Genomic DNA, 26,507 nt, shown 5'->3' with positions numbered 1-26,507 from the left:
GGGGTCCTGGCCCTCCTCCGGCGGAGAAAGTCCCAAGGAGGCCATGCTTGCCTGTTCTCGCCCCGGGCCACGCTCCAAGAGGATCGAACCAGATCGGGCGGGCCCGCACGTCTCAGCGGAGCGCCCGACATTGCGCTCGAAGCAATCGCGCAGCAATGGTGCGCGAGCCGGACCGGGACATCATGCGGTCGCCGGCGGCACCCGATGTCGGCATGCGGCCGGTCCAAGCGCCGGATTTCCCGCACGGATCCCCTCTCGCCGCTATCTGCGGCTAGCTCGGCGCAAGTGAACCAGAGCATCCGTCCCTGCGCCGCGCCGGACGCCTGGCCCGGGGGCGGACCAGGCCCATCGGTCGGCCGCGCCAGGATGAGCAAGCGTCCAGGCTGGTCCGCGGGAGCGGGCCGAACGTTCCGGGGGAGCACTGGAGGCGCGCAAAGCGTGCTGGCGGAGACATCCATCCGCCGCCCGCCGGAGCGGGAGATATTGAAACGGGACCGCCAGGACGGCACTGGGCGCCGCCCCGGTCGCATCGGGACCATGCCTCCTGCCGGGGCGGAGCGGAACCGCCCTGACCGGCAAGCGCGGCCGGGATGGCTGCCTGAAACCGGCGCCCCCGGAGCGGACCGGGCGCGGCGGGGCACGACCCGTCCGCGGGCATCGTTCGGCATCCTGCCGCGGCGACGACAGAGCCGGCAGACGGCGGATCGCCGGTGCGCGTTCTTGTACGAGACGATCGGTTTCTTGCACGAAATGACCGCAAAACCGGCCCGGAGGGCGCGGCGGTATTGGCGGCGCCGCGCCTTTGCGGCAGACTCCGCGGGCAGTGGCGGCCGCCGCCCGCGCTCCGGGGCACGCCTTCCGAGAGGCTGGACGACATGTCGACGAGAATGATGGCAAGCAACGAACGCATGGAGTTTCTGCGCGTCCAGAAGACGCGGACGGTGCGCGCGTCGGTGCTGGACAAGGCGGCCGTCTCGGTCTCGCGGCTGACCCGCGACACGCCGAACCACGGTTTCGCGGAGCAGCACGCCCCCGAAGACGCCTTCATGCTGGCCTACCAGCTGCGCGACTACGAGGGCGACCTCTGGGTCGACGGCCGGAATCTCGATCTCGGCTCCCTGCGCAAGGGCGCGTTCAGCTTCTACGACTACAAGCGCTCGTGGCAGGCGAACCTGAAATCCCGCTTCGACTGCGTGAATTTCCATGTCCCCCGCGAGGCGATGACCGCGCTCGAGGAGGATCTCGGCACGCGCCGGGTCGAAACGCTCAACCCGGCGCCGGGTGCCGATGTGGCCGATCCGGTGGTGAGCGGGCTGGTCGGCGCGCTGCTGCCGGCCTTCGAGGCGCCCGAGACCGCCAGCCTGCTGTTCCTCGACCATGTCAGCCTGGCGCTGTGCACGCATCTTGCCATTACCTACGGCGATGCCACCGTGACGCCGCCGTCTCCGGTCCGCGGCCTGGCCCCCTGGCAGCTCGTGCGGGCCTGCGAGATGATGGATGCGCAGCTCGACGGGAGCTTGAAGATCGCCGAGATCGCGGCGGCCTGCCGGCTGTCCCGGTCGCATTTCACCCGCGGCTTCAAGCTGTCCACCGGGATGCCGCCCTATCGCTGGATCACGCAGCGCCGGATCGACCGGGCCCGGGATCTCCTCGGCAGCAGCCGCCTGTCGCTGCAGGAGATCGCGCTGAGCTGCGGCTTCGCGGACCAGAGCCACTTCACCCGCGCCTTCACCCGCTCGACGGGGATCTCGCCCGGACGCTGGCGCCAGGCCCGGCGCAGCTAGCCCGCGCATCCCCCGCGCCTGCCCGGCGGGGCGACCCCTGCGCCCTGCGCCAGCTGGCCGGCGCCTCCCCCATGATCGCGGAGAAGACCCGCGTCAGGTGGCTCTGGTCCGCAAAGCCGCAGCGCGGCGCGATCTCCGCGACCGGCATTCCCGAGCGCAGGAGGTCGCGGGCCCTGGCGATGCGGTATTCCGTCAGCCAGCGCAGCGGCGTCTTGCCGAAGCTGGTCTTGAAGGCGCGTCCGAAATGGCTCTGCGACAGGCCGCAGGCGGCGGCCAGGTCCGCAAGCGCGACCTGCCCGGACAGATGCGCCGCGAGGACCTCCGTCGCGCGGGCTTCCTGCCATGGCGCGAGCCCGCCCTTGCGCGGCACCCTGAGCCGCAGCCCGCCATGGCGCTGCACGAGATGCGCCAGGACGGCCAGCCCCATCTGGTCGAGGAAGAGCCGGCTGGCCGATCCGGGATCCTCCAGCGCGGGACCCAGGGCCCGGGCCAGACCGTGCAGCGACGGGTCGCCGATGCCGTGGGCGCTGCCCAGCCTGGCGAATTCGGGCCGGCCAGCCGAGACGGCAAAGGCGCGAAGCGCATCGAACGGGATGCGGAACCGCACCGCGTCGGGGGGCGCGCTGCAGGCCTCCCGCCAGCCGGGGCGCAGATCGCGGATCGAGACCGCGCCCTCGGCCAGCGGCCCCTCGGCCCAGAGGCGGTCGCCGCGCCAGAGCCGGTGCATCCGCTGCGCCCGCATGTGGATGTCGACCAGAAAGCCGTCCTGCCCGGACAGGCCCTCGCAGGGGTCGCGGAGATCATCGGCGGATCGCAGGCGCGCGGCGCGGATCGCGTGCAGGGCGAGCGTGCCCTCATCCGCTGCGCAGACGGCCGTCACTGGCGCGGCCCTCCGCAGCGGCATCCGGGGTCCATGCAGCCGGGGCAGCAGGCCGGATCGCCGACCAGCGGCCCCGGCGGCCGTTCGTAGGCGTGCACCAGATGCGCGCAGAGCGCCATCGCGACATGCCGCAGAAGCGGCTGCGAGGCGGCGGGGCGGCCGAAAAACGGCCAGAGGGCGCTTGCAAGATGCGCCACCACCGGATCGGGTTCGCCCCGCAGGCATCGCAGCTTTCCGCTGCCTCTGCCCGAGAGCGCCGCCACGCGCCGGAGCAGCGGCTTGGGGCAGACAAAGGCGATGGCGCGCAGCGCGCTCCGCAGGGAGATCGCGGCGCCGTCCCGCAGATCGACGAGGCAGACGCCGCCGGCGGGATAGGTCCGTGCGGGCCCCTGCGCGCCATCCTCCTGGATATCCGCATGTTCGGCGGGATCGAGATAGAGCAGCAGGAAATAGGCGTCCTCCGCGGGCAGGCGGACGTCCCGTCCCCGCGGACCGGGCGCCGCCGTCTCGATCAGGTTCGCGGACAGCGCGGCGCTCCCGAGCGGGAGGATGCTGAGGCAGGGCGCGGCGGCCAGCCCGAAGGAGCGTCCGACGCCGCAATGGCCCTCGTCCGTCGATGTCATCCCGGCCCTCCGTGCCGCCAATCCCGTCCGGCCCGGGAAGACCGGAGGCCGTTCCCGAGGCGGGGCCGTCATCCGCCGGTCCCGGGATACGGCGCTCAGGATAGCCGGGCGGGGCGGCAGGGTCTTGTCGATTCCTGCCGTCCCGTGCCGCCCCGCACGAAAGCCGCCGCGCCGGTCCTTGCGGCGCGCGGACCGGCAAAGGCCGCGACCGCCGCTGCCCGGCGTCACGCCGCAGCGCCCGGCCCGGGTCAGACCGGATTGCGGCGCCGGGCGCCAGCAGGCGCGGCGCGGCCCCCAGGAGCGCCCGGCCGGTCCGGGCCCGCATCTCCGGAACAGGGTCATGCGCGCCGCCGTCGGGCCGGGGCCACGGACAGGCCGGTCCGGGCGGGCCGCCGACAGCGCCGTTGCGCCATGCGCGGCGGGCCTCAACCTTCGGACCGCAGCCATCTCCGCGGCACACACAGGAGCCGCGCGGCTCTCCGGGAAATCCCCCCGAGGGCTGTCACATAGCGCCGGTCAGCCCTGCGGATCGCCGCCTCCGGCGTTCCGGTGCAAGGCCCGGACCAGCGGCGCGGGCGCGGGCGCGGGCGCGGGCGCGGGCGCGGGCGCGGGCGCGGGCGCGGGCGCGGGCGCGGAACAGCATGTCCCTCTTGCCGCCAAGCTCCAGCCGCAAGCGCCCGACCCTCGGTTGACGGCTGCACAGGCTGGCAGCCGGAGGCGACGCTATGTGCCACATGCGCGAGACACGCCGAACCCAGCAGCGGCGGCGATGCAGCGGCCGGGTGGCCGCGTTGCGAGGTCCCCGGGACCCGGGATGATCCCCGCACGGCCGCCCGGGACGTCTGCATCGGGACTTCGCACCGGCGCCGATTTCCATGAGCCGGGCCAGATCAGAGCGGACGCCGCGACCGGCTCGGTCGTCCCTCCCGGAGCCCGAGGGGAACAGCCCGGCGGCGTCCGCCTCGCACGCCCGCCCCGCCTGCCTTGACCCACGCCAGCCCGTTCGCGCACTGCCCGCGCTGGACCGTGCCAGCCAACTCGCGCACGCACGGCCTCGTGGACCCGCCAGCTCATTTCGCGCCCACGGGATCGCGGGCCCGCCAACGCGAGGCATCGCAGCTTCGCCGGGACAGGGCACGGCGGCCGGGTGCCACGTTCCCGCTCCGGATGCCCGATGACGACCGCCTGCCCCCGCAGGGTGCCGGCAGGCGTCGTTCCGGCGTGCCCCCGGCGATCCGTCGGCGGGAAGGCGCACGCGGATTGGCCCGCAGGATGGCCCCGGCCGGCCCCAGGACATCCGGGCCGCCTTCCCGCGCGCAGCCGCGAGTGCGGGGTCCTCTCGAAGCCCGGTCGTACCGGCCCGGCGGTGGCATGCCTGCGCGTGCGGCACGGGGCCTTCCGGACCGCCACCGGACCGCAGGGGCACAGGCAAGCGGCAGGCCGCGTCAGGGAATTTCGCGCCCGGCAAGAGCCGCCCCGAGCCAGTCGAGGAACACCGCGAGCCGCCGCAGGCCCGAGGCCCGCGTGAGATAGAGCGCCGTGATGTCCAGCGGTTCGGCGATCAGGCGGTCGGCGAAGAGCGACGCCAGGCGCCCCGCGGCGATATCCTCGGCCACCATGAACTCGGACAGCCGGGCGATGCCCATGCCGCCGAGGATCAGGCTGCGCACCGCCTCTCCGTTCTCCGCATGGACCGCGGCGGGAACGTCGACCGGCGCAGCGAGCCCGGTGAAGCGGAGCGCGTTGATATGCGATGGCGCGGTGAAGCGGACCTGCGAAAGGCGGGCGAGGTCTTCGGGCCGTTCCGGCCAGCCGGCGCGGTCGAGATATCCCGGCGCGGCCACCAGCCGCCAGGGCGTGCGGCCGAGCGGACGCTGCAGCAGCCCGCTGTCGGCGAGCGTGCCGAAGCGGATCGCCAGATCGGCGTGGCTGTCGATCAGGTCGACGGGCCTGTCGGTCATGTCGAGCGTGACATCCACCTGCGGATAGTGCGCATGGAACCCGGCCAGGCGCGGCGCGATCGCATGGAGGACGAAGCCGACCGGGGCGTTCACGCGCAGCGGCCCGCGCGGCGCCCGTCCCCGGCTGGCGAGATCCGACAGCGCCTCGGTCCGGGTGACGATGTCCTGCGCCGCCGAAAGCAGGTCGCTGCCCTCGGGCGTCAGCTCGATCGCGCGCGTGCTGCGGCGCAGCAGCGTGACGCCCAGCTGCGCCTCCAGCCGCGTCACCGTCCGGCTGAGCGTCGAGGGCGCCACCCCCAGATGCCGCCCGGCCTCGGCAAAGCCGCCCGCCTCGATCACCGCGACAAAGGCCGCCAGGTCCCGGGTCTGGGGTAATTCGTGCATTTCGCGCAACGAGCCTTTGCCAAGCTGCCTGTTCACGCAAAAGCCTATCGCGGCCATCTTCGCCGCGAAAGCGGAAACCGGAGATCCCCATGCCCCTTGCTCTCTGGGCGCTGACGATCAGCGCCTTCGCCGTCGGCACGACCGAGTTCGTGATCGTCGGCCTCATCCCGACCATTGCCGCCGACCTTGGCGTGTCCCTGCCTTCGGCCGGGCTCCTGGTCAGCATCTACGCTCTCGGCGTCACCATCGGCGCCCCCGTGCTGACCGCGCTCGCCGGGCGCGTTCCCCGCAAGACCCTGCTGCTGGCCCTGCTTGCTCTCTTCATCGCCGGCAATGCCTTCGCGGCCGTCGCCCCCGGCTACAGCAGCCTGCTGGCTGCGCGTTTCATCACGGGCCTGGCGCATGGCGTCTTCTTCGCCATCGCCTCGACCATTGCCACCAATCTCGTGGATCGCGCCAGGGAAAGCTCGGCCATCGCCCTCGTTTTCCTCGGCCTGACCGTCGCCCTCGTGACCGGCGTGCCGCTTGGCACCTGGATCGGCCAGGCCTTCGGCTGGCAGTCGGCCTTCCTGGGCGTGGTCGTGCTTGGCCTGATCGGGCTGGTAGCCTCGGCGGTGCTGGTGCCGTCCAACCTCCGGCAGGGCGCGGCGCCGGGCCTGCGGGCGCAGGCCCGGGTGCTGACCTCGCCGCGGCTGCTGCTGGTCTACCTGATCACCGCGATCGGCTATGGCGGCAACTTCATCGCCTTCACCTACCTCGCCCCGATGCTGACCGACGTGACCGGCCTTGGCGCCGGGGCGGTGAGCCTGGTGATCCTGCTCTATGGCGCCTCCGTCGCAGTGGGCAACATCCTGGGCGGCAAGCTGGCGGACCGCATGGGCGCTGTGCCCGCGCTGACGCTGATCTTCAGCGGGCTGACGGTGGTGCTGCTGGCCCTTGGCCTGGTGCTGACTTCGCCCGTGGCGACCATCTTCGTGATCGCGATCTGGGGCGGCTTCGCCTTCGCCAATGTTCCGCCGCTTCAGGTCTACACCGTGCAGATCGCCCGCGAGGTGGCACCCGACGCGATCGACGTGGCCTCGGGGCTCAACATCGGCGCCTTCAACCTGGGCATCGCCCTGGGGGCCTGGTCCGGCGGCCTGATCGTCGAGGGCATTGGCCTTGCAGCGGCCCCGTTCCTGGGCGCGGCCGCCGTCGTGACCGGCGTGCTGCTGACCCAGCTTTCCGGTCGTCTCGACCGGGCCACCTCCCCTGTCCCCGCAGAATGAAGGAACCGCACCCATGACCATTCGCAAGATCGGCCCCGCCGGCATCCCCTCGCTCGGCCTCGGCACGTTCCGCATGAATCCCGGCGAAGCGCGCGCGATGACGCTTGCCGCCCTGGCCGAGGGCTACCGCCATATCGACACCGCACAGGCCTATGAGAACGAGGCCGAGGTTGGCGAAGGACTGCGGGCCTCGCCCGTGGCCCGCAGCGAGGTCTTCGTCACGACGAAGATCCTGCCGAAGGACTTTGCCGCAAGCGACTTCCGCAAGGCGACGGAGGCTTCGCTGAAAGCGCTCGGCACCGACTATATCGACCTGCTGCTGCTGCACTGGCCCTCGAAGGAGGTGCCGCTGGCCGAAACCCTGCCGGTGCTGGACGCGCTGATCGCCGAAGGCAAGGTGCGCTTTGGCGGGGTGTCGAACTTCACCATCCCGATGCTGAAGGTGGCCGAGGAGATCCTGGGCGCGCCGCTGGCAGCCAACCAGGTGGAGATGCATCCCTTCATCGACCAGGCGAAGCTGCGGGACTTCATGGCCGGCGCGGGACTTCCGCTCGAGGCCTATGCGCCGCTGGCGCAGGGCAAGGTGATGGACGAGCCCGTGCTCGCCCAGATCGCCGAGGCCCACGGGACCAGCGCGGCGGCGATCGCCGTGGCATGGCTTCTGCACAAGCCGGAGACGGTAGCCCTGCCGAAGACCGCAAAAGCCTCGCGTCTGTCGGGCAATCTCGCCGCGGCGGAGATCATCCTGAGCGACGAGGAGGTCTCCCGGATCGATGCGCTGGCGCGCCCGGATGGGCGGATCGTCTCGCCCGACGGGCTGGCGCCCGGCTGGGACTAGCCCGCTCCGGCAGGACGGCCCGCTCCGGCGATTGCCGGTGCGGGCGGCTGTGGCCTCCCGTCCGCCCGACACTGTCCGAAGCGTCCGCTCCGGCGGCAGTTCCGGCGCCGCCCGCGGGGCCGGCCGTCAGCGCGGGCGCCGCAGCCCCTGCGATCTCCGCGGCAAAGGCCCCGCATCGCGGAGGCGGCCGCCCCGGGGACCGGCATCCCCGCGGCGCCGGCCTGTCCACGGCCATCGGGCAGATCCGCGGCCTCCCGGACCCGCTCCGGACAGGAATTGACGGAGCAGGTCTCCGGTTGCGGCCCCTGCGCGGCAGCGTGCCTCCCCTTCCGGAACTCCGGAATTGCGGCCTCCGCAGACGAGCGATGCCCAGCCTCCTCCGGCACCCGGAGCGCGGCCAGGCGGATGGGCGGCCTGCGAGACGGCCGTCCCGGACCATTGCGCACGCTGGGCGTTGCTGCAGACCTCACCGGCTCCCGGGAGTCACGGCGGGAATGCGGTGGTTGAAGAGCCGGCCATGACGAAGCCCGAACCTGCCCGCCGCCGCACTGCGAGGGGGAAGTCTCATCGCGAGCCAATGATGCGCCACTGGTCCGAGCACATTGGCGCACACGCAGAAGCGGCGCGGGTCGCTGCCCGTCTGGCTGGACCGGGACAGGGCCCGGCTCGCGCCGAGGGCAGGCAAGCCGGGGCGTCCGCCGCACGTCTCCGAATAATGAGGATCAGCCGACGGTCCGGAGGAGTCCGGACCGGTCCGCGCCAGCGGCACCTCCTCCGGGGGAGGCTTAGGCGCCCTGACGGGCGAACGCCCTCCAGAGCCTGACGGGTGGGAGCCCCCCAGCCGGCGGCGTTGCGTCAGGCTGGGGCGGAGAGGCCTTCACCGTCAAGCCGGCGTGTCGCTCATGGAGGAACTTGCCATGGCGGGCGCCGGTCCGGCTAGGGATGTCCTTCGGCTGCACGGAGCGGAGGCCTTGCGACGACGCGCGTGCCCCGGAGCCGCGTCCTGCGGTTCCAGTGCCGGATCGCGCCCCGCAAAATCGCCATGGGGCCTGCGCGAGCTCGCATCGCCGGGCCCGGGACCTGCCGGCGTCGGTCAGTGACCTGCTGCGGGAACCGCCGCGCCCTGGCGCTTGACGGAAGGCGTCACGCATGCCGGCGGGATCAGGCGCAGGCCACGGACCGACGCCGCCGGGGCGGATGCGAATGGCGGCAGAGCCATTGCCGAGGCCGCCCCGGGAGCGACGATGCGGACGGCGCCGGTGAGGACAGCCTCGGGACAGCCTCAGGACGCGGGCGCAGCAGGCGCTCGCCATCCCCTTGCGCAGCCGTGAGCTGCGGGTCGCGCAGGGACCCCGGCTGGCGCAGGCGCTGCGGGCTCGCTTGGCCGGGCAGGGTGCCGTCGCGCCGGGCGGGCGCCAGGCCGGGCGGGGCAAGTCAGCGCCGGGCCCGGGCTCCGGAGCCCGCAGGTCCGGAAGGGCCTCCATCCGCGCGGCTCCATGCCGGCCGGCGGCAGGACGAGGCCAAGCGGGCCCTGCGCGTGTCTGCAGCCGGCCACTGCCCCGCGGGACACGGCCATCACTCGCGGCACGCACATGCCTCATGGCGCAGGTGCTCCCCGGCCCGGCTGCCATTGCCGCGCCATCGGCCCGGGTGGCAAGCGTGTCGCGCCATGCGGCCGGAATGGTCTCCGGCATCCTCGAGATGGCAGGGCTGACTGGCCGGCACCCGACGTCTCCACGCTCAGCCGGGGCCGGAGCGAGTCGGGGCCGCGGAAGCCCATCGACTGATCCACATCCAGGTGCCGTCCCGCCGAGCTCCCGGCCGTCTGAACCTGGCGCCCCCTCTCGCGCATTGCAGCGCAATGCCCTGCCGGGCCGGCAGGGCTGATCGGCGCATTCGGCACCTGCGCAGCGGCACCTGTTTTCCCGCGTTCCCCGCGCCGCGGGGCTCGGCCCGGAAGGCCCTCGCAGCGGCGATCCAGGACGCAGATGCCCATGGCGTCTCGACACGCACAATGGACGATCCGGTCCAGGCGATGGGTGCGGGCGGCTTCTCCTGGGGCCAGATCAGCCGCCTCTGCGCGAAGATCGGCGAGCGTGCGGACACCTTCCTGAGGGGCGGCCGGCCGGGGGCGGATGGCCCTTCGGCGGGGAAAGGCTCCCCCTCAGCCTTTCCTGCTCCGCCCTGGCTCGTGGATCGGTGCGACCTGCCTCGGGCTGCGCCAGGGCGGCCGGATCGCAGCGGGGGCGGTCGCGCTCGCGGCTTGCATCGGCACCGCCTGCCGGCAGCATCCTCCGGATGCGCCTGCCGGGCATGGCGACCGGCGCCGCCGGGCCCTTCCGGAGCGGCTGCGGGACTTTTGCGGCGCGACCGGCGCCACGGGTCCGGCCCACTCTGGAAACGATGCTCCGGCCGCCATGTCCGGAGCGGCATCGAGGCCGGGAGGAGACCCCTCAAATCCTCCGCCGAGCGGATCCCCGCGAGGGATCCCGACCGCCAGACCGCCGAGATCCGCATCCGCGCCAGTCGCGGCTGCGCCCGGACCGATGGCGCCTGCCGCGCCTCCAAGCACCGCTTCAACGCCCCCGGCGCCGCCGAGATCCGACCCGTGCCCCGACCTCGGCTCCGGAAAGGCGCATCACGTCCGGATGACGCTTCCAGCACCAATGCCCCGTCAATGCCGAGGCGGGCAGCGCCGCCGGTCCGGGCGGATCCGCGAACGCGCAGCTTGGAGCCGCCATGCTTGCGCCCGAGCCACGCGCCTTCGACCTCCATCTTGATGCCATTCGGGATCATCCCCGGACCGATGCCGGACGCCGCCTCGTTCTCCAAGAGCAGGTCCAAGGCGCGCATCATATCCTTCCGAAGCCCGGCCCGCCCCGGGTGCAGAAAGCCGCCCTCGGGACGCTCGCGGCGGATGGCGGCCCCGGTGAAGACCGGGCCGCCGCCCCGGACCCGGACCTGCGGCCAGATGCCGGAAGGCGCCGCCGGCACATCCACACCCGCAGCCCGCTGCAAGACCCCGAGCCTCATGCCGGACCCGGGAGAGATCTGCCGGCGGAGATCGCCGGTCTCCGGTCCGGGCGGAATGGTCGCCTCCCGCAGTCCCGGCGCCGGCGACAGGGATCGCCATGCCGCGCCGGGCCGCCCTGCACAGGGTCGCGGGGAAGACCGGCGGGCGGCGGCTGACGCCGCCGAGGCGCGTGCGGATCAACGCCTGCCCGGCCCGTTCCGCGGGCGGCCACCCGCGGCCTCCACGCCCGGCACGGATATCCGCGCCAGGCCGACGATCCAGGTCACCGCGCCCTGTCATGCGGCCATCGCAGACGGATCAGCTCCCGGCCAGGGTCGCAAAGGACTTCGAGAGGCGGGTCCGCGGACCGCCCGCCGCCGGAGGCGGCTGCACGCAAATATCTGCGCGCCTCCCTGCATGCCGGGCGCGTCGCGGCGGCAACGCGGGTTGGATGCCGATGCAAACGCGTGCTCAGCGTCCCGCGGCCGGGCCCGGGGACGCGTTTGCATCGCAATCCAACCGTCAGCGCGACCCGTGCGGCGGATCTCGCGTCGCGGCTTGCCTGGGCCGAAGCCGCGCCGGGACCCGGATCGCCCGGTCCCGCAAGGGCTAGCTGCGCATGCATCGGCATCCTGACCGCCGACCGCCGCGGCATGGATGGCCAATGCCTCCGCAGGTCGCGACGGGACCCCTGTGGCGGCTCCGCAGGCCCGGCGCATCGGCCGCATCTCCACGGAGCTTGCAGAGCGCGGCCGGATCCCGGTCGAGGGCCCGGCCGGAGCGATCGCTATCGCCGATGCCAGGGACCAGCCGCGCGGAGCATGGCCCCGCCTGCGGGCAGGAACCGCGCGGCATCTCCCGCGGTCGGCCAGCTCCGGGTGCGGGCCCATGGGCCGGGAACCATCTTCACGGCCTCCGGCTAGGGCAGCCAGACCTCGACCGTGCCTGCCCGCGGAAGCGGACGGTAGCCGGTGAAATCGGCGAGTTCGTCCCGGCAGGTCCCGAAGGACAGCCTGCAGGCCGCCGCCGCCTTCTCCCGGTCGCCTGCGCGGAAATACCGGACGCTGGGGCTGCGCACCGGAAATCCGACCTTGCGGATCTCCACCTCGCCGGCGCCCGCCTGGCGCAGCTTCCCGGCCAGGGCGCGCGGCGCCTCCGAGCCGGCGGCATGGTGGATGACGACCCGGGCAGCCGCGATCGGAGCCAGGGCCCGCTCCATGGCGGCACCGGCCGCCGCAGCCAGCTCTGCCTGCAGGGGACGCGGGCGCGGCACCGGGCTGGCGGCGGCTGCCACCGGCCTTGCCGGCATCAGCGGCTCCGCGCCGGGATCGCCGCGCGCCCGGAGTATGGCGGGAACCAGAGCCGCGGGCGGCGCGACGGCGGTTCCGCCGCGCCAGGAGGTTCCGGCAGGACGCGCCGGCAGGCCGGGAAGCCGCTCGGGCGCGCGCTCCGCCAGTTTGACCAGCGCGCGCTCCGCCGCGATAACCGGTGCGCGCTCCGCCGCGACGACCGGCGCGCGCGGCAGGTCCTCTGGCCGGAACAGGGCGGGCGGTAGCTCCTGCGGGGCCGACCGCGGCAGGGCGGGCGGCGCGGCCGGAGGCTCTCCGGCCCTGCCGGCCTCCAGAGCGGGACCGGGCGGCGCAGGCAAAGGCGTCGCGACCGAGGCGGTCCCCATGGCAAGCCTCACCTCCGGCGCCAAGGGCGTCGGCCGCAGAGTGCCCCCGAGCCAGCCGGACAGGGCAATCGCCGCGAGCACGGCCGGGACGGCCCCGGCCCGCCCTCGCGGCGGGGCGGGAACCGGACGGGACGGCGGCTCCGGCAACGGGAGCGGGGCGGCGCATGCGGCAGGCGCCGGGACGGGCGGGACCTCCGCCCGAGGCGGCAGCGCCCCTGCGGGGACCCCGGCCTGCCGCATGGCGCGGCGGATCCGGTCCAGATCGACATGGTCGCGGAACAGGTCCTCGGCGATTTCCCGGCGCGCCGGCAGGGCGGCCTTTCCGGTCGGGCGCATGCTATTCCTCCCGCATCGAGCGCGCCATCGCATCCGACAGCGGCGAGACCAGGTACTGCAGGGCCGTCCTCCCGCCGGTCGCGACCACGGCGGTGACCGGCATGCCGGGCTCCAGCTGCCGGTCCGGCGCGGCAGCCGCCAGGGCGATGCGCATCGTGTAGGCGCGGGTGCCATCCCCGGCCACCTCCGGCGCCCCGGCGCTGAGTTCCGCCGAGATCAGCTCGACCCGGCCGGCCAGCGGCGCCTCCGTCCGCGACCGGACGCCCGGCAGGCGCAGCTCGGCGGCCATCCCCTCGCGCAGCCGCGCGCGCGCGGCGGGCGGGAAGCGGGCCTCGACGAAAAGGCGGCTTTCTGCCGGGACGATCTCCAGCATGGTCTCGCCCGGAGCGGTGACGCCGCCGAGCGTGGCGAGCCCGAGATTGTTGATGCGCCCGTCCACCGGCGCCGTGATCCGGCTGCGCGCGATGCGCTCCCCTTCGGCGGCGATCCGCGGCTCCAGCGCGGCCAGGGCCGCCACCACTTCGGACAGCTCGCGCGACACGGCCGAGAGGTATTCCGACCGCGCCCGGGCATGGTCCAGCCGGGCCTCGGCCTGGGCGGCGCGGGTCTCGGCGATGCCGGCCGCCAGCGCATCGCGCGCGCCCGCCAGCATCAGCCGGTCGCGTTCCCGCGCGTCCAGGTCGCGCCGCGCGACGATCCCGCGATCGGCCAGGCTGCGGGCGGAGACGGCGCTTTCCTCCGCCAGCGCATGCTGCGCGCGGACCGAGGCCTGCTCCGCCTCCTGCGCGGCGAGACGGGCGGACAGCCGGGCGATGCGGCCCGCCAGCATCTCGTCGCGCGCGGCAAGCTCGGCGCGGCGCGCCTCGAAAAGCGCCGCCTGGCTGCGCGCCGCGGAGGCAAGCCAGGGCTGCGCCGGCGCCGCGGCCTCCGGAAAGGACGGAACCCGGCCGTCCCGCTCCGCCTCCAGCCGGATCTGCCGGGCCCGCAGCGAGTCCCGCTCGGCGCTCAGCGCGGCCAGCGCGGCCTCGCTCTCGGACGCGTCTAGCCGCACCAGGACATCGCCGGCGGCCACCCGGTCGCCGTTGCGGACGCGGATCTCGCGGACGATGCCGCCCTCGAGATGCTGCACCGCCTTGACCTCGCCATCGACCTTGAACCGGCCCTCGGCGACCACCGCGCCCGAGACCGGCGCCTGCGCCAGCCAGAGCCCGGCCCCGGCCGCCGCCAGCCCGATCACCGCCGCTGCCCGGACCAGCGGGCGGGCGATCCCGTCTTCGTGCGATTGCGTCATTGCGCAGCCCCCCTTGCCATCTCCCCGCCGGTTCCGACCGCGCCGATGGTCCGGCGCCGCATCGTGCCGATGATGCGGTCGCGGGGCTCGAAATGTTCGATCATGCCGTCTTTCATCATCAGGATGCGGTCCGCGAAGGAGGCCAGCACCGGCTTGTGCGAGATCACGATGACCGTCGTTCCGGCCTCTTTCAGCGCCCGCAACGCGTTCAGCGCCGCCACCTCGCCCTCGGCATCGGCCAGCGAGGTCGGCTGGTCGAGGATGACGAGCTGCGGCCGGCCGAAGAGCGCGCGGGCCAGCGCGATCCTCTGGCGCAGCCCGGGCGGCACCTCGCCCCCCGCCGCGCCGGTCCGGGCCGCGAAGCCGCCGGGCAGGTCCTCGATCAGCGCGCGGATGCCCGCGGCCTCTGCCGCCGCCGCGACCTCGGCAAAAGGCGCCTCGGCAAAGCTGGCGATATTCTCCGCCACCGTGCCGGGATAGAGCGCGGGTTCCTGCCCCATCCAGCCGATCAGCCGCGCCCGATCAACCGGATCGAGCGAGGCCGGATCGACCCCCGCCACCCGGAGCTGGCCGCCCGCAAGCGGCAGGCAGCCGGCCAGCACCCGCGCCAGGGCCGACTTGCCGGAGCCCGCCGGGCCGAGCACGGCGATGGTCTCTCCCGCCGCGATCTCCAGCGCGATGCCGCGCAGGGCCGGGCGCGCCGCGCCTTTCGGCAGGACCATCGCGCGCGACAGCGAGACCGCCGCCCCCGCCCCGGTCCGCGCAGGGGCGGCATGCGCCGGCGCGGGTCCGGCCTCTTCCAGGCGGCAGAGCGCCGCGCGGGCCGCCCCCGCCTGCCGCAGCGCCCCCGGCAGCGCCTCGATCGGGCCGAGGGCGCGCCCGGCCAGGATCGCCGAGGCCAGCATCGCCGCCGGCGCCATCAGCCCCTCGAGCGTCAGGATCGCGCCGGTCGCCAGCGCGGCGCCATGCGCCAGCATGCGGACCATGCGGTTGAACGCACCGAGCCCGGCCGCGGCCTCCCCGGCCTCCCGGCGCAGCGCGCTCTCCTCCGCCAGCGCTGCGGCCAGGCGCTGCTGCAGGTTCGGAAGGGCGCCGATCGCCTCGAGCTCGCCGCGGTCCCGGTCGAGGGTCTCGGCCAGGGCGCGCGCCCCGGCTTCGGAGGCTGCGATGCTGGCCTCGCGGCGGCGTCCCGACCAGCGCGCGACGAGCACCGCGCCGAGGATCACCGCCGCGCCCGCCGTGGCCACGAGCCCCAGGAGCGGATGGATCAGGAAGAGCGCGAAGAGGAAGAACAGCGTGAAGGGCGCATCGCAGAGCGTCGTGGCCGCAGTGTCGGCCAGCATGCCGCGCAGCATGCCCAGATCGCGCAGCCGCCCGGCCTCGCTCTGCCCGGCGGGCTGCGGGGCGCCGCCCAGATGCCGCTCCAGCCGCGCCGCCGCACGGGCCAAGAGCCGTCCGCGCGCCGCATCGGCCGCCGCCATGGCGATCAGCACCAGGAGCAGCATCGCCGAGAGCGAGGCCAGCGTCTCCAGGCTGCGGGAGTCGAGCACCCGGCCGTAGAGCTGCATCATGTAGAGCGGCGAGGCGAAGAAGAGGATGTTGACGGCCAGGCTGAAGCCGAGCGCCAGGATGGCATGGGCCCGGATCGCCTCCGCGGCCGTGTGCTGTCGGGTCGTGTCGGGCATGTGCGCTCCCTTCGCGTGCCTGTCGGTGGAGATGGCCCGCGGCGGCGGACCGCCGCGGGCCGCGGCGTCAGGCCATGGATGCCAGGTCGTCGGCATCCGGCAGGTCGGCCATCGCCGGCATCTCGGCCATCTCCGCCATGGGCTCCGGCGCGGCAGGGCCGGACTGCGAAGAGAGCAGGGAAAGGCCCAGGTCGATCTCCAGCTCGATCGCGGCATCGGCAAGCAGGGACACGAGATCCCCGGTGCCGACCGCGGAGAGCTGGCCGTCGCCATCGACGCGGAGGAAGCCGTACTCGCCGTCGTCGATCTCGTCGGAGAAGCCGGCCAGCGTGTAGGTGTTGTCGGCATTGCCGAGGGTGAACTCGTTGTCCTCGTCCGCGACGGCGCCATTGCCGATCGCGGTCGCGTTCATCCCGGTTGCCGAGGCGGCCTCGCCCACCGCCAGCGAGAAGTCGCCGCCGGCCTCCGCCAGATGGCCGAGGGCATGCGCCCGCTCGCCGCTGGCCTCCGCCTGCCAGCCGAAGGCCGTGGCGGCGGTATTGCTCGCCACGCTCTCGCCGCCGACCGCGGTGGTCGAGGTGCCGGCCGCCATGGCACTGTCGCCGATGGCCAGCGCGTCGGTGCCGCTGGCCGAGGCCTGGTTGCCGATGGCCGTGGCGAAATCGCTCTGGGCACCGGCATCCTCGCCGACGGCAAGGCTGCGCACCCCGTCGGCCGAGGCCAGATGGCCGAAGGCCTGGGCGCGTTCCGCCCCGGCGCTGGCCTGCCAGCCGACCGCCGTCGCGCCGGGACCGTCGGTCATGGTCTCGCCGCCGAGGCTGGTGGTGGAGTTGCCCATGGCGCTGGCGCTGTCGCCGATCGCCAGCGCGTCGATGCCGCTGGCCGTGGCCATGTTGCCGATCGCGGTGGCATTGTCGGATTTCGCCGCGGCCGCCTCGCCGACGGCCAGGCTGCGCACGCCCTCGGCCGAGGCCAGATGCCCGAAGGCCTGGGCGCGTTCCGCCGTGGCCGAGGCCTGCCAGCCGACTGCCGTCGTGCCCGGCCCGGTGGTCAGGGTCTCGCCGCCGAGGCTGGTGGTCGAGGGGCCCTGCGCCACGGCCCGGTCGCCCAGGGCCAGCGCATCCGCCCCGTCGGCACGGGCGCCCATGCCGATGGCGGTCGAATGGTCGGACAGCGCCTTGGCATGGTCGCCGAGCGCGATGCCGAACTTGCCCCGGGCCTCGGCGAGCACCCCGAAGGCCTTGGCGTAATGCGCGCTCGCATCGGCATTCAGGCCGAAGGCCATGGCGCCGAAGCCGTCCGCCTCCGCGCCGTTGCCGATGCCGATCGCATGGCGCCCGGTGCTGGCGGCCATGGCGCCGACCGCGACGCTGCCGACCCCGGCGGACATGGACGCATTGCCGATGGCCAGCGCGTCCCAGCCGGCCGCATGGGCCTCGTTGCCGATGGCGACACTGCCCGGCGACTGCGCCCGCGCCGCTTCGCCGACGGCCAGGCTGCGCAGGCCCTCGGCCGAGGCCAGATGCCCGAAGGCCTGGGCGCGTTCGGCCGTGGCAGAGGCCTGCCAGCCGACCGCTGTCGCGCCGGGCCCTTCGGCCATGGTCTCGCCGCCGATCGCCGTGGTCGAGGGACCGGCCGCCATGGCCGCGTCGCCGATCGCCAGCGCGTCGGTCCCCTCTGCCATCGCCATGTTGCCGATGGCCGTGGCATTGGAAGACGACGCCGCGGCGGCCTCGCCGACAGCCAGGCTGCGGTCGCCATCGGCGGTCGCGAGATGCCCCAGCGCATGGGCGCGCTCGCCCGAGGCCGAGGCCTGCCAGCCGAAGGCCGTGGCCGCGATGCCCTCGGCCGCGCTTTCGCCGCCGACGCTGGTGGACGACTTGCCCGCCGCCGAGGCATCCGTGCCGATGGCGACGGCGTCCTCGCCCGTTGCCATCGCGTTCATGCCGATGGCGACGGTGGTCTCGTCGACCGCCATGGCGGAGGCGGCGCCGGGGAAGGCGTCTTCCGTGGAGCCGCTCGCGGAAACGGGTGTTTGATCGCTGGACATGGTTCCTCCTTGGTTGGCCGCCATGCACCTGCCGGGCATCCGGCATGCTTCAGGCGACTGGCCAAGGAAACGGGCGCAGCTCCGCGAACGGATGCAGGGAGCGGAACTTTTTTCGCTCCCTGCCGGAAACCGCGTCTCAGAAGGTCTGCTGCGCGAGGCCCACGCCGAGGACCGGGCCCGTCGGCAGCCCGGTCGGCGAGCCGCCCTCGGGCTCGATGGTGATCTCGAAGAGCTGGTCGGCCACCGGGCGCGGCAGGTCCGGTCCGGCCAGGCTCGAGCGGATCGCGCGCTCGAGGATCCCCAGCGAGACCGGCGGCCCCTCCGGATCGGGCTTGGTCCAGACCTGCAGCACCTGCGCCCCGTCCGGCGCGACCGGCGCCAGCGGCGTGACGCGGACCGTGTCATCGGCGAAGGCCTCGATCACCGCGACGGAATTGCCGTCGGCGTCGAGCAGGATCGCCATCACCGCCGGGTCGGGGGTCAGCAGCTCCGAGAAGAGCAGCGCGGCCAGGCCGATGCAGGCCGCCATGGCCAGGCCCGCGATCCCCCGCCAGCGCCGGGCCGCCTGTGGCAGCCGGTGCACCGTCGCCCCCTCCGGCGGCGGCGGGGCCACGGCCGGGACGTCGGGCGCGGCGGCGCAGGCCGCCTGCAGCGCCGCCCAGGCGCCTACGGGCATCGGCAGCTCCGGCGCGGTGCGGTCCACCGCCAGCCAGCTTTCCGAAACCGCGCGCACTTCGGCCGCCAGCGCCTCGTCCTGCGGTCCGGCCGGCGCGGCCAGCCGCGCCTCGACCTCTGCGCGCTCCTGCGGGTCGAGCAGCCCCAGGACGTAGTCCTCTGCCAGGTTGCGGATGCCGGTCATCCCAGGCACTCCCGCAGCGACAGGAGCCCGCGGCGCATCCAGCTCTTGACCGTGCCGAGCGGGCGCGAGAACCGTCCGGCGATCTCCGCCTGCGACAGCCCCGCGACATAGGCCAGTAGCAGCGCGCGGCGCGACCATTCGTCGATCGCCTCGAGGCAGCCGCGCAGCCGCCCGTCGCCGTCGAGCCCGGTCCAGGCGGCCTCCACCGCGCCGTCGCGCATCCGGTCCAGATCCTCGGGCGGCACCGCATCCTCCTGCGGCCGGCTGCGCAGGATGTCGATGGCGCGGAACCGCACGATGGCATTCATCCAGGCGCGCGGCGAGCCGAGCCGCCGGTCGTAGCGCGCGGCGTTCTGCCAGATCTGCACGAAGGCGTCCTGCACGGCTTCCTCCGCAAGGTCGTGGCGATGCAGGATCCGCATCGCAATGCCCTTCATGCGGCCGGATTCCGCCTCGAAGAGGCGCCGAAGGGCGGTTTCATCGCGCGCGGCACAGGCCGCGAGCAGCTCGGCGGAATCGGCACGCTCCGTCTCGGTCACAACAAGTCCAACTCAGTTCCTCCGGCAATCCTGCCGTCATCCGGCCCCTCGGCGGGCCCCTGCCCCGGGACCAGCGCGCCGGTCCTCCCCTGATACGGAGGGAAGGGGCAAACCGGATGCAGGTCAACCCGGTTTCGGTCCCCGCGCGCAACCGGCGCGTAGCGCAGGCCGCGGCATCGCAGCGCAAATCCGCGCCCGGATCAAGCCGCCCGGCTGCCCGCCGCGTCCGGGCCGCGGCTCCGGTCCCGGCCCTGCCGGGCGCCCCGCGGCGGCTCCCGGAGGCGCAGCGCGCCAGGCGGAGCGGGATCTCCGCGGCCACCCCGTCCAGAGCGCGCAGCCCGGCATCTGCCCCGACAGGCTGCAGATGGGACTTCGGCCGGGCTGGCGCTGCCGGAACACCCGGCCCAGGGAACTCGCAGCCCGCAGGGTCCCGTTCTGCGAAATCGCCGCGGGGCCGTCGGACCTCCAGGCGCGGCGATAGAGCCACCCTCGCCCGCGTCGCGCCAGACGATCTTGGCGAGGCTGCGGCTGTCTCGGCCTCGATCCCCCGGCGGCCGGGTCCTTCGGCAGCGGCCGGGGCCGCATCAGGCGGTTGCCCTCCCGGCTGGAGGTGGAGGCCGCCCGCATCGGCCTCCATGTGATCTGCCCCATGCACGCCTCGCGCCGCTGCGATGCACCATGCCGCCACGCCCGCCAGCCGCCGCCGGGAAAGCGGAGACCGGCGCTGTCCGCAGCCCGGCAGAACATGGCGCAGCCATGTCCCGGAGGGGATCAAGAGTCCCGGGCGCCGTCCGGAGTGTCGATATGACCCCATGCCTTCCGGCACCGGTCGTCCCGGTCCGGCGCGAAACAGGACCCGTCGCCATCGGGCACGGACCGCGCATGGATGGCACCCGAATGGCCAGGGCGCATCATGGGAGGTCGGCGCCGGGCCGGTTGCGCCCATGTCTCCGGCTCGCGGCCCGGTGGCCGCGCCGCCTGACGCATGGCACCGGTCCGCGCGGCGGGACGAGGACGGGCGGAACCCCAATCCGCCTGCCGCTGTCTGGTGCACCGTTTGGAACTGGCTTTTCCGCGCGCCCTGCCCGTCAGATCGCCGCCATCCCGTCCTGGCAGGCTGCTGAGATAATCCGGCGCGCGGAAAGGGTTCCGCGGGTTGGATGCGGCCGGGCAACTTCCCGGCCCGTTCCTGCCGCGCTGCCTGAGGGTCGGCAGCTGCCGGTCTCACATCGCCGGCAGCTGTGGCAGCCGGGCAAGGTTTGCCGCTGCCAGGATGGGGATGAAGCGGGACCGCGCCCGCTCGACGCTGCGATAGACCGGCTTGCCGCGGGCGACGAAGACATCCGCCTCGATCCATGAGCAATCTGGACGGAAACCGATCGCCCAGAACACCGAGGCCTCGGCGAGGTCCAGCTCCGTCGCCTCTTCGCCCGGCTCCCGGAGCTTCCCGAAGGGCGGCTCGACGGGCGCGTCGATGCCCAGGCGGGCGATGAAGGCGTCGATGCCCGATTGGCGCGCACTCTGCGCGACATGCGGCGTGACGCAGGCCAGCCTGCAATCGCCCGCGACCCCGGCTGCGGCGCATGCGTCGCCAGCGGTCGCCCGGACCGGTGGCGCCTCCGTCGGCACCTTCGGGCCCGGCGTCAGTCTCCGGGCCGATCCCGGGTGCCACGCCTGCGCAGAGAGGGCGCTTCGAAGCGCCGTCCGCGCCGCGTTCCACCGGCATCGCGCCCTTCGAGTGCCGGGCCGCTGACTGCGGCTTGGCGATGGCGAAGACCGCGACAGGTGTCATGTCCCGCGCCCGTATCGGGTACCCTGCGCAGGGACCATGACGGAGGCCGGGGACGGCAGCAGCGGCCGCCGGCCCATCGCCTGCAGGACCGGCGCGGCGGCCGGTCCCCGATGCGCGAGGCGCCGCGCCGTGCCGGCGGAGGCGCGGGGGCGGTCGCGCGGATGACGGATCCATTTGCCTCGGGAGACCGCAAGCCGCTTGGACAGGGCCCTGGCGCCGATGCCCGGCGGTTCGCGCGAATGCGCGGCACCAGCGCGGCCGGGACATGCGCTGCCTGACGATCAGCCCCGTCCGGCATTCGCCGGGATGTCAGGGCCGCAGGCGTCCCCGCAGAGCGCCCAGGGGGGATTCCGCCGATTGGTTACTTTTTGTGTTTTCTGAGTTGCTTTTTGTAACCAAAGTGGCCTAGCCTGTTTCCAGCTTCGGCGCGGAAAGGGAGGACGCACGATGCCCCACATGACCAGCGCGACCCTGCAGGCGGCAGAGACCGGCAGCCCGGCCACCCTCTGCGCGGCCCTCGCCGGGACCCACCGGGCGCCCGGCACGGTCCGGCCCGGCAGCATATGCGCGATGCGGCTGGTCCGGGAATTCCGGGCGGCTTGCATCAATCAACGCCATGTCACCCCGGCGCGGGCGGCACATGTGCCGCTCTGCATCGGCCGCAGGGACGCCGCCGCTGGCGGTCCCTCTGCGGCACGGGGCCGGAGCCTGCCTTGCGGGCGCCGCCTTGCCGATCGCGGCCGCCAAGCCCGCCATTCGGCACGGACGGGCACCGCGGCGGCCCGGACGGGACCGGCGGAGATGTCCGATGCCGGTTGATCCCGAGGCTGCCATCACCATCACCGCCTTCGACTGGGTCCCCGACTTCGCCCGCGGGCAGGTCCGCGACCTGCGGGTCCGATGGGCGCTGGAGGAAGCCGGACAGGACTATGCCGTGCGGCTGCTGTCCCAGGGGCAGCAGAAGGAGGCCGCCCATCGTGCGCTCCAGCCCTTCGGCCAGGTGCCGACCTACGAGGAAGGGGACCTGGCCCTCTTCGAAAGCGGCGCGATCGTCTGGCATGTCGCCGAGCGGTTCCCCGGCCTCATGCCGGCGGGGCCCGCGGAGCGGAGCCGGGCGCTGGAATGGCTGCTTGCCGCGCTGAACACGGTGGAGCCGCCGGTGATGGACCGGGCGCAGATGACGATCTTCGAAGCGGCGGAGCCCTGGGCCGCCCCCCGCCTGCCGGGCATCGAAGAACGGATCGCCGAGCGGTTGCAGGACGCCTCGGACCGGCTCGGCTCCGCCGACTGGTACGGCGGCGGCTTCTCCGCAGGCGACCTGATGATGGCCAGCGTCCTGCGGATCATCGAGGGCACGGGCCTGCTCGACGCCGTCCCCAACCTCGCCGCCTATGTCGCGCGGGCCACCGAACGGCCCGCCTTCCGGCAGGCGCTGGCCGATCACATGGCCGGCTTCACGGGCCATCCGCCGCCCGGTTTCGACGAATGGATGGCGGAACGTCGCGCCAAGCAAGGAGAACTCGCATGACCTATGTCGCCGGCTTCCTGACCCCCGTGCCGAACGGGAACAAGCAGGCCTATATCGAAAGCGCGCGCAAGGCCTGGCCCCTGTTCCGGGAATACGGCGCGCTGCAGATCATGGAGACTTGGGGCGACCAGATCCCCGAGGGCAAGCACACCGATTTCCGGCGGGCCGTGGCGCTGGAAGACGGAGAGACGGTCTGCTTGTCCTGGATGATCTGGCCCGACAGGGACACTCACGACAGGTGCGGCGCCAGCATGCAGACGGATCCCCGCTGGCAGGAGATGGACATGCCCTTCGACGGCCGCCGCATGATGTGGGGCAGCTTCGTTCCCATCTTCGAAGGCAGGGCCTGACCCGTGCCCGGGCAAGCGCGGGACGGGCTGGCCATCTGGACCTTCGACTGGGTGCCGGAGGGCCCGCGCGGATATGTGCGCGACCTCCGCCTCCGCTGGGCCTGCGAAGAGGCCGGGCTGGCCTACCGGACCGGCACCGTCCCCTTTGCCGAGCGCGGGCCGGAGCATCTCGCGCGCCAGCCCTACGGGCAGGTGCCGTTCCTGACGGACGGGGAGCTGGGGCTATTCGAAAGCGGCGCCTGCCTGCTCTATCTGGCGGAAAAGAGCGAGGCGCTCATGCCGCGCGAGCCCGGGCCGCGGGCGGACACGCTGTCCTGGATCGTCTCGGCGCTCAATTCGATCGAGATGGTCAGCGTGCCCTGGTGGGTCATCGGCCTGGCGGACCCGCCGGAGAACCCGCTCGAGCGCTGGCTGCAGGCGCGGCTGGAGGCGCTCGAAGGCGTGCTGAGCCGGCGGGACTGGCTGGCGGCGGACCGCTTCACCGCGGCCGACCTGCTGATGGCCGACATCCTCCGCCCGCCCTGGATCCGCGCGCTCGGCAGCTATCCCGCGACCGACGCCTATGTCGCGCGCGCCTGCAGCCGGCCGGGTTTTGCCAGGGCGCATGCCGACCAGATCGCGCATTTCGCCGCCGCCGACGCAGCCCGCGCGGAACGCGGGACGCAATAGCGCCGCCGGGGCGGGCGCCGGATCGCGGAGGGCCGAGCCCCGGTTCTCCCGCGCAGGCAACCGGCAGGGTGCGATGGCCGGAACCGGGCTGTGCCCTTTTCGCAAGCCGTGCCTGCCGGCCGGGCTGCCATGCGGGAGCAGGGTCGCTGCCACCATGACGCAGCGCAGCGGGGGCCGGGACCTGCCCCGAGGCCCGCGGCGATCGCGTCACGCGCTTTCCGGCTTCGCATGGAGGCATGGGCCCTAGCAGGCTGCTGGAATTGCCCTGAGGCGTCGCCAGGGAGGAAACTGTTCCGTATTGGGCTGAAACATCCCCGAGAGAAGATCACGTACAGCCGCATTCCGGACAGATTTTCCAGTCTTGCCCTGCACTCCGTCGCCGGACGGGCTTTTTCAGCACCTGCTAACGACACCGGCTTTGCCGCCCTGCTACCGGTCCCTGCCGCAAGGCGCCCGGGCACGGGGCACGGGCCGCAGGGACCGGGACGCGCAGATGGGCGCGGCTCCGGGTTCGAAGCATGCAGGCGCAGGGACACGCCGGCCCTGCACCACATGGATCGCGTCCGGCGCCCGCTGGAATGGGGCCGCCTGCTCCCTGAGCCCGGCCCTGACCGGGTGCCCCGCTCATGGGGGATCCGTCCCTGAAGCCGCTGGAGAGCTGCCAGCCCCGACTGCGGGCAGGCCCCCGATCTGGCCCCCCGCGGGCTTTCGCAATGCACGCCCATGAAACCGGCCGGCCGACGCGCAAAGCCCATGCCATCGCAACCTTCGCGCCGCCCCCGACCGGAACCCGTCCCCGAGAGAACTCGCCCTCCCGAGGCACCATGCGGGGCACGGTGCATGCAACCCGCTCCGGGCTTGGACGCCGGTCAGTCCGGACGGCTGCAGCCCTCGAGCATCATCGAGGCGACCACGCTGCGCACCCCGGCATGGATGCCATCGCGATGGCTGCGCTCGTGCCACAGAAGGCCGATCTGGTATTCCGGCAGCTTGCGCCCGCGCAGCGCGAATGTCGCCAGGCCATAGCGCGAGGCCAGGTACGTCGCGGTCCGCTCCGGCAGCACCAGCACCCCGTCGGTGTCGAGCAGCAGGCTCGCCGCGGTGTGGATGTCCGGCACGGTCAGCGTCTCGCGGCCGCGCGGGCGCAGCGCCTCGAGCCCGTCATGCACCTCGCCGAACCCCGCCTGGTAGCCGCTGCCGATCCGGATCGACAGGAAGCGGCCCAGATCGCCATGGGCGAAGCGCCCGCGGCAGGCGGGATGGCCCTGGCGGCAGAGCCCGACCGCGGCGAAGGGCGGCAGCGCGCGGCGGAAGAACCCGGCCGGGGCGTCCTCGGCATTGCCCAGCACCAGATCGACCTGGCCGTTCTCGAGGTGGTTCATCGACTGCGCCAGGCTGGTCAGCGGCAGGAAGACGGTCGAGGGCGAGATCTCGCGGAAATAGCGCGACAGGTGCCCGGAGAGCGTCAGCGCCTGGTGGTCCGGCATCGCGACGGTGAAGCGCTCGGGCGCGGGCATGTAGGGGCCGAGGATGCGGTCGATCCCCTCGAGCGTGAAGTCCAGCTTCGGCAGCAGGAACTGGCCGAGCCCGGTCAGCTCGAAGCTGCGGTCGCGCTTGACCAGCAGGTCGTTGCCATAGACCGCCCGCAGCCGCGTCAGCGCGCGGCTGGCGGCGGGCTGGCTGAGCCGCACGTCGCGCCCGGCATGGGTGATGTTGCGCCGCCGCAGGAGCGCGGTGAGCACCACCAGCAGGTTGAGGTCGTAGCGGCCGAGCCCGGGGCCTTCTTCCGGCTCGTCGATCCTCAGCGCGGGCTGGACGGACATCGCGGCGCCCCTCAGCCCGGGCGCCGGGCGGCGCCGGCGCGGCCGGGGATCAGCGCCGCCCGGGCCGAGATGCCGATCTTGTCGAGCATCACGTCGTAATCCGGCTCCAGCTCCTGGGCGATCCAGCCGATCCGGATCCGGTGCTTGGCGATCTCCAGCGGCGCCTGCACGACATTCAGCTTCACCGTCTGCTGCAGCCAGGCGGCGATCGACTGCGGCACGGTCAGCGCGACATCGCCCTGGCTGGCCATCAGCCCGGCCGAGGTGATGCCCTCGACCCGCACCAGCCGCGCGCGGGAGATGCCCGCCCAGACCAGCGCCTGGGCCACCTGGGGATAGCATTCCGCCCCGTCCTCGCAGAGCACCGCGTGGCGCAGCTCGAGGAACCGCGCCAGATCCGAGCCCGCGCCGGTCTGCAGATAGCCCTCATTGGCCACCAGCGTGACGAAATCCTCGCTGCACAGCAGCCGCGTGCGCAGCTCGGGCTCGATGTCGAAATCCGAGCCGATCATGAAATCCGCCGTGCGCGCGCGCAGCTGGTCCATCGCCGCCGCCGCCGTCCGGTGCGTGCCGACCCGCAGCGTCGTGTTGCCCGAGGGCGCGTCGCGCAGGAAGCGCGGCAGCAGGATCGGCGAAAGATGCCCGCTGATCGTCAGCTTGACCTCCACCGCCGCCTCGCGCGCCTCGAGGATGTCGCGCAGATGCGCCATCGAGGCGGGCAGGTGCCGCGCCAGGTACTCGCCCCGCGCCGTCAGCTGCATGCCGGCCGAGCCGCGCACCAGGAGATCGTCGGAAAGCATGTCGCGCAGCCGCGCCAGCGCACGGCTCATCGCCGGCTGGGTCTGGCCGACCCGGCGCGCGGCATGGGTCACGTTGCGGCAGACCACCAGCGCCTCGAGCGCGACCAGCAGGTTCAGGTCGAACCCGGCCAGCTTGCTCTCGATCCGGGCCTCCCCGGTCTCTCCCGCCTCGTCCAGCGCAGTATCCATCCCCAACCCGCGTGCTGCCGCCATGACCACTCCCTACACATCCCAGTGCGGCCGCAGCCGCGGAAAGACTATTGAAGGTATTTGTAACACTCTTTGCCCATTCGGCGGGAAATTGTTCGAATTTTGACAATCCCGCAAGAAAGTCGGGCATGTCTGCGCTCCTTTCCGCC

19 protein-coding genes and 1 pseudogene are annotated in these 26,507 nt (G+C 73.5%); 8 read left to right on the top strand and 12 right to left on the bottom strand.

Translation table 11 applies throughout. The annotated features are described in order from the left end of the window. The first annotated feature begins 908 nt into the window (after nucleotides 1-908). Entirely contained in the window at nucleotides 909-1,784 is an 876-nt protein-coding gene (locus tag FGX59_RS01110; RefSeq protein ID WP_206078266.1) for a helix-turn-helix domain-containing protein, read from the top strand. Here FGX59_RS01110 and FGX59_RS37430 read toward each other — a convergent pair. The 3 genes from FGX59_RS37430 to FGX59_RS01100 all read right to left on the bottom strand — a co-directional run bounded on the left by FGX59_RS37430 (nucleotide 1,729) and on the right by FGX59_RS01100 (nucleotide 5,632). After that, nucleotides 1,729-2,664 (bottom strand): helix-turn-helix domain-containing protein, encoded by a 936-nt coding sequence (locus tag FGX59_RS37430; RefSeq protein WP_171060466.1) that lies wholly within the window; start codon nucleotides 2,662-2,664, stop codon nucleotides 1,729-1,731. The genes FGX59_RS01110 and FGX59_RS37430 overlap by 56 nt on opposite strands. After that, the gene (locus FGX59_RS37425) at nucleotides 2,661-3,287 is read right to left on the bottom strand and encodes a hypothetical protein (RefSeq protein WP_171060465.1); all 627 of its coding nucleotides are present in this window, start codon (nucleotides 3,285-3,287) and stop codon (nucleotides 2,661-2,663) included. The genes FGX59_RS37430 and FGX59_RS37425 overlap by 4 nt, the downstream gene beginning before the upstream one ends. Nucleotides 3,288-4,732: 1,445 nt before the next feature. After that, a complete protein-coding gene (locus FGX59_RS01100) occupies nucleotides 4,733-5,632 on the bottom strand; it encodes a LysR family transcriptional regulator (RefSeq protein WP_138464506.1) in 900 nt (299 codons plus the stop codon). 89 nt (nucleotides 5,633-5,721) lie between these two features. Between FGX59_RS01100 and FGX59_RS01095 the strand changes: the two genes are divergently transcribed. The 4 genes and pseudogenes from FGX59_RS01095 (at nucleotide 5,722) to FGX59_RS39545 (ending at nucleotide 11,387) form a co-directional block, all read left to right on the top strand. Beyond that, a complete protein-coding gene (locus FGX59_RS01095) occupies nucleotides 5,722-6,900 on the top strand; it encodes an MFS transporter (protein ID WP_138464504.1) in 1,179 nt (392 codons plus the stop codon). A 13-nt stretch (nucleotides 6,901-6,913) separates the two neighbouring features. Further along, nucleotides 6,914-7,738, top strand: a complete 825-nt coding sequence (locus FGX59_RS01090; RefSeq protein WP_138464501.1) for an aldo/keto reductase — start codon at nucleotides 6,914-6,916, stop codon at nucleotides 7,736-7,738. A gap of 517 nt (nucleotides 7,739-8,255) precedes the next feature. After that, a pseudogene (locus tag FGX59_RS38535) lies at nucleotides 8,256-8,451 on the top strand (hypothetical protein); the annotation flags it as partial. Between the two features lie 1,148 nt (nucleotides 8,452-9,599). Next, the gene (locus FGX59_RS39545) at nucleotides 9,600-11,387 is read left to right on the top strand and encodes a transposase (protein WP_138464499.1); all 1,788 of its coding nucleotides are present in this window, start codon (nucleotides 9,600-9,602) and stop codon (nucleotides 11,385-11,387) included. A gap of 283 nt (nucleotides 11,388-11,670) precedes the next feature. On the opposite strand, the gene FGX59_RS01080 is transcribed toward FGX59_RS39545, so the two are convergent. The 7 genes from FGX59_RS01080 to FGX59_RS38080 all read right to left on the bottom strand — a co-directional run bounded on the left by FGX59_RS01080 (nucleotide 11,671) and on the right by FGX59_RS38080 (nucleotide 20,815). Continuing rightward, on the bottom strand, nucleotides 11,671-12,060 hold the full coding sequence (locus FGX59_RS01080; RefSeq protein ID WP_138464497.1) for a hypothetical protein: 390 nt from the start codon (nucleotides 12,058-12,060) through the stop codon (nucleotides 11,671-11,673). 703 nt (nucleotides 12,061-12,763) lie between these two features. Then, entirely contained in the window at nucleotides 12,764-14,053 is a 1,290-nt protein-coding gene (locus FGX59_RS01075; RefSeq protein ID WP_138464495.1) for an HlyD family type I secretion periplasmic adaptor subunit, read from the bottom strand. Next, complete coding sequence (locus FGX59_RS01070) at nucleotides 14,050-15,738, bottom strand: ATP-binding cassette domain-containing protein (protein ID WP_171060464.1); 1,689 nt, start codon at nucleotides 15,736-15,738, stop codon at nucleotides 14,050-14,052. Before FGX59_RS01070 ends, FGX59_RS01075 begins: the two co-directional genes overlap by 4 nt. Before the next feature lie 67 nt (nucleotides 15,739-15,805). After that, nucleotides 15,806-17,788, bottom strand: coding sequence for a hypothetical protein (locus tag FGX59_RS01065; RefSeq protein WP_206078265.1), 1,983 nt, complete (start codon nucleotides 17,786-17,788; stop codon nucleotides 15,806-15,808). A 136-nt stretch (nucleotides 17,789-17,924) separates the two neighbouring features. After that, entirely contained in the window at nucleotides 17,925-18,647 is a 723-nt protein-coding gene (locus FGX59_RS01060; protein WP_138464488.1) for an anti-sigma factor domain-containing protein, read from the bottom strand. Beyond that, nucleotides 18,644-19,186 carry a sigma-70 family RNA polymerase sigma factor gene (locus FGX59_RS01055; protein WP_206078264.1) on the bottom strand — a complete coding sequence of 181 codons (543 nt, stop codon included), beginning with the start codon at nucleotides 19,184-19,186 and terminating at the stop codon, nucleotides 18,644-18,646. The genes FGX59_RS01060 and FGX59_RS01055 overlap by 4 nt, the downstream gene beginning before the upstream one ends. Nucleotides 19,187-20,410: 1,224 nt before the next feature. Continuing rightward, nucleotides 20,411-20,815 (bottom strand): hypothetical protein, encoded by a 405-nt coding sequence (locus tag FGX59_RS38080; RefSeq protein ID WP_206078263.1) that lies wholly within the window; start codon nucleotides 20,813-20,815, stop codon nucleotides 20,411-20,413. 971 nt (nucleotides 20,816-21,786) lie between these two features. Between FGX59_RS38080 and FGX59_RS01045 the strand changes: the two genes are divergently transcribed. The 3 genes from FGX59_RS01045 to FGX59_RS01035 are packed head-to-tail and all read left to right on the top strand — an operon-like array spanning nucleotide 21,787 to nucleotide 23,525. Beyond that, entirely contained in the window at nucleotides 21,787-22,506 is a 720-nt protein-coding gene (locus FGX59_RS01045; RefSeq protein ID WP_138464486.1) for a glutathione S-transferase family protein, read from the top strand. Further along, a complete protein-coding gene (locus FGX59_RS01040) occupies nucleotides 22,503-22,856 on the top strand; it encodes a DUF1428 domain-containing protein (RefSeq protein ID WP_138464484.1) in 354 nt (117 codons plus the stop codon). Before FGX59_RS01045 ends, FGX59_RS01040 begins: the two co-directional genes overlap by 4 nt. 3 nt (nucleotides 22,857-22,859) lie before the next feature. Next, nucleotides 22,860-23,525 (top strand): glutathione S-transferase family protein, encoded by a 666-nt coding sequence (locus tag FGX59_RS01035; protein WP_138464482.1) that lies wholly within the window; start codon nucleotides 22,860-22,862, stop codon nucleotides 23,523-23,525. A gap of 869 nt (nucleotides 23,526-24,394) precedes the next feature. Here the strand turns inward: FGX59_RS01035 and FGX59_RS01030 are convergent. Then, entirely contained in the window at nucleotides 24,395-25,348 is a 954-nt protein-coding gene (locus FGX59_RS01030) for a LysR family transcriptional regulator (RefSeq protein ID WP_138464480.1), read from the bottom strand. An 11-nt stretch (nucleotides 25,349-25,359) separates the two neighbouring features. Further along, a complete protein-coding gene (locus tag FGX59_RS01025) occupies nucleotides 25,360-26,337 on the bottom strand; it encodes a LysR family transcriptional regulator (RefSeq protein WP_171060463.1) in 978 nt (325 codons plus the stop codon). Nucleotides 26,338-26,507: the final 170 nt, after the last annotated feature.

It is taken from the genome of Poseidonocella sp. HB161398, assembly GCF_005870025.1.
GTDB lineage: Bacteria > Pseudomonadota > Alphaproteobacteria > Rhodobacterales > Rhodobacteraceae > Mangrovicoccus.
This window is presented reverse-complemented; position numbering and strand designations above follow the sequence as displayed.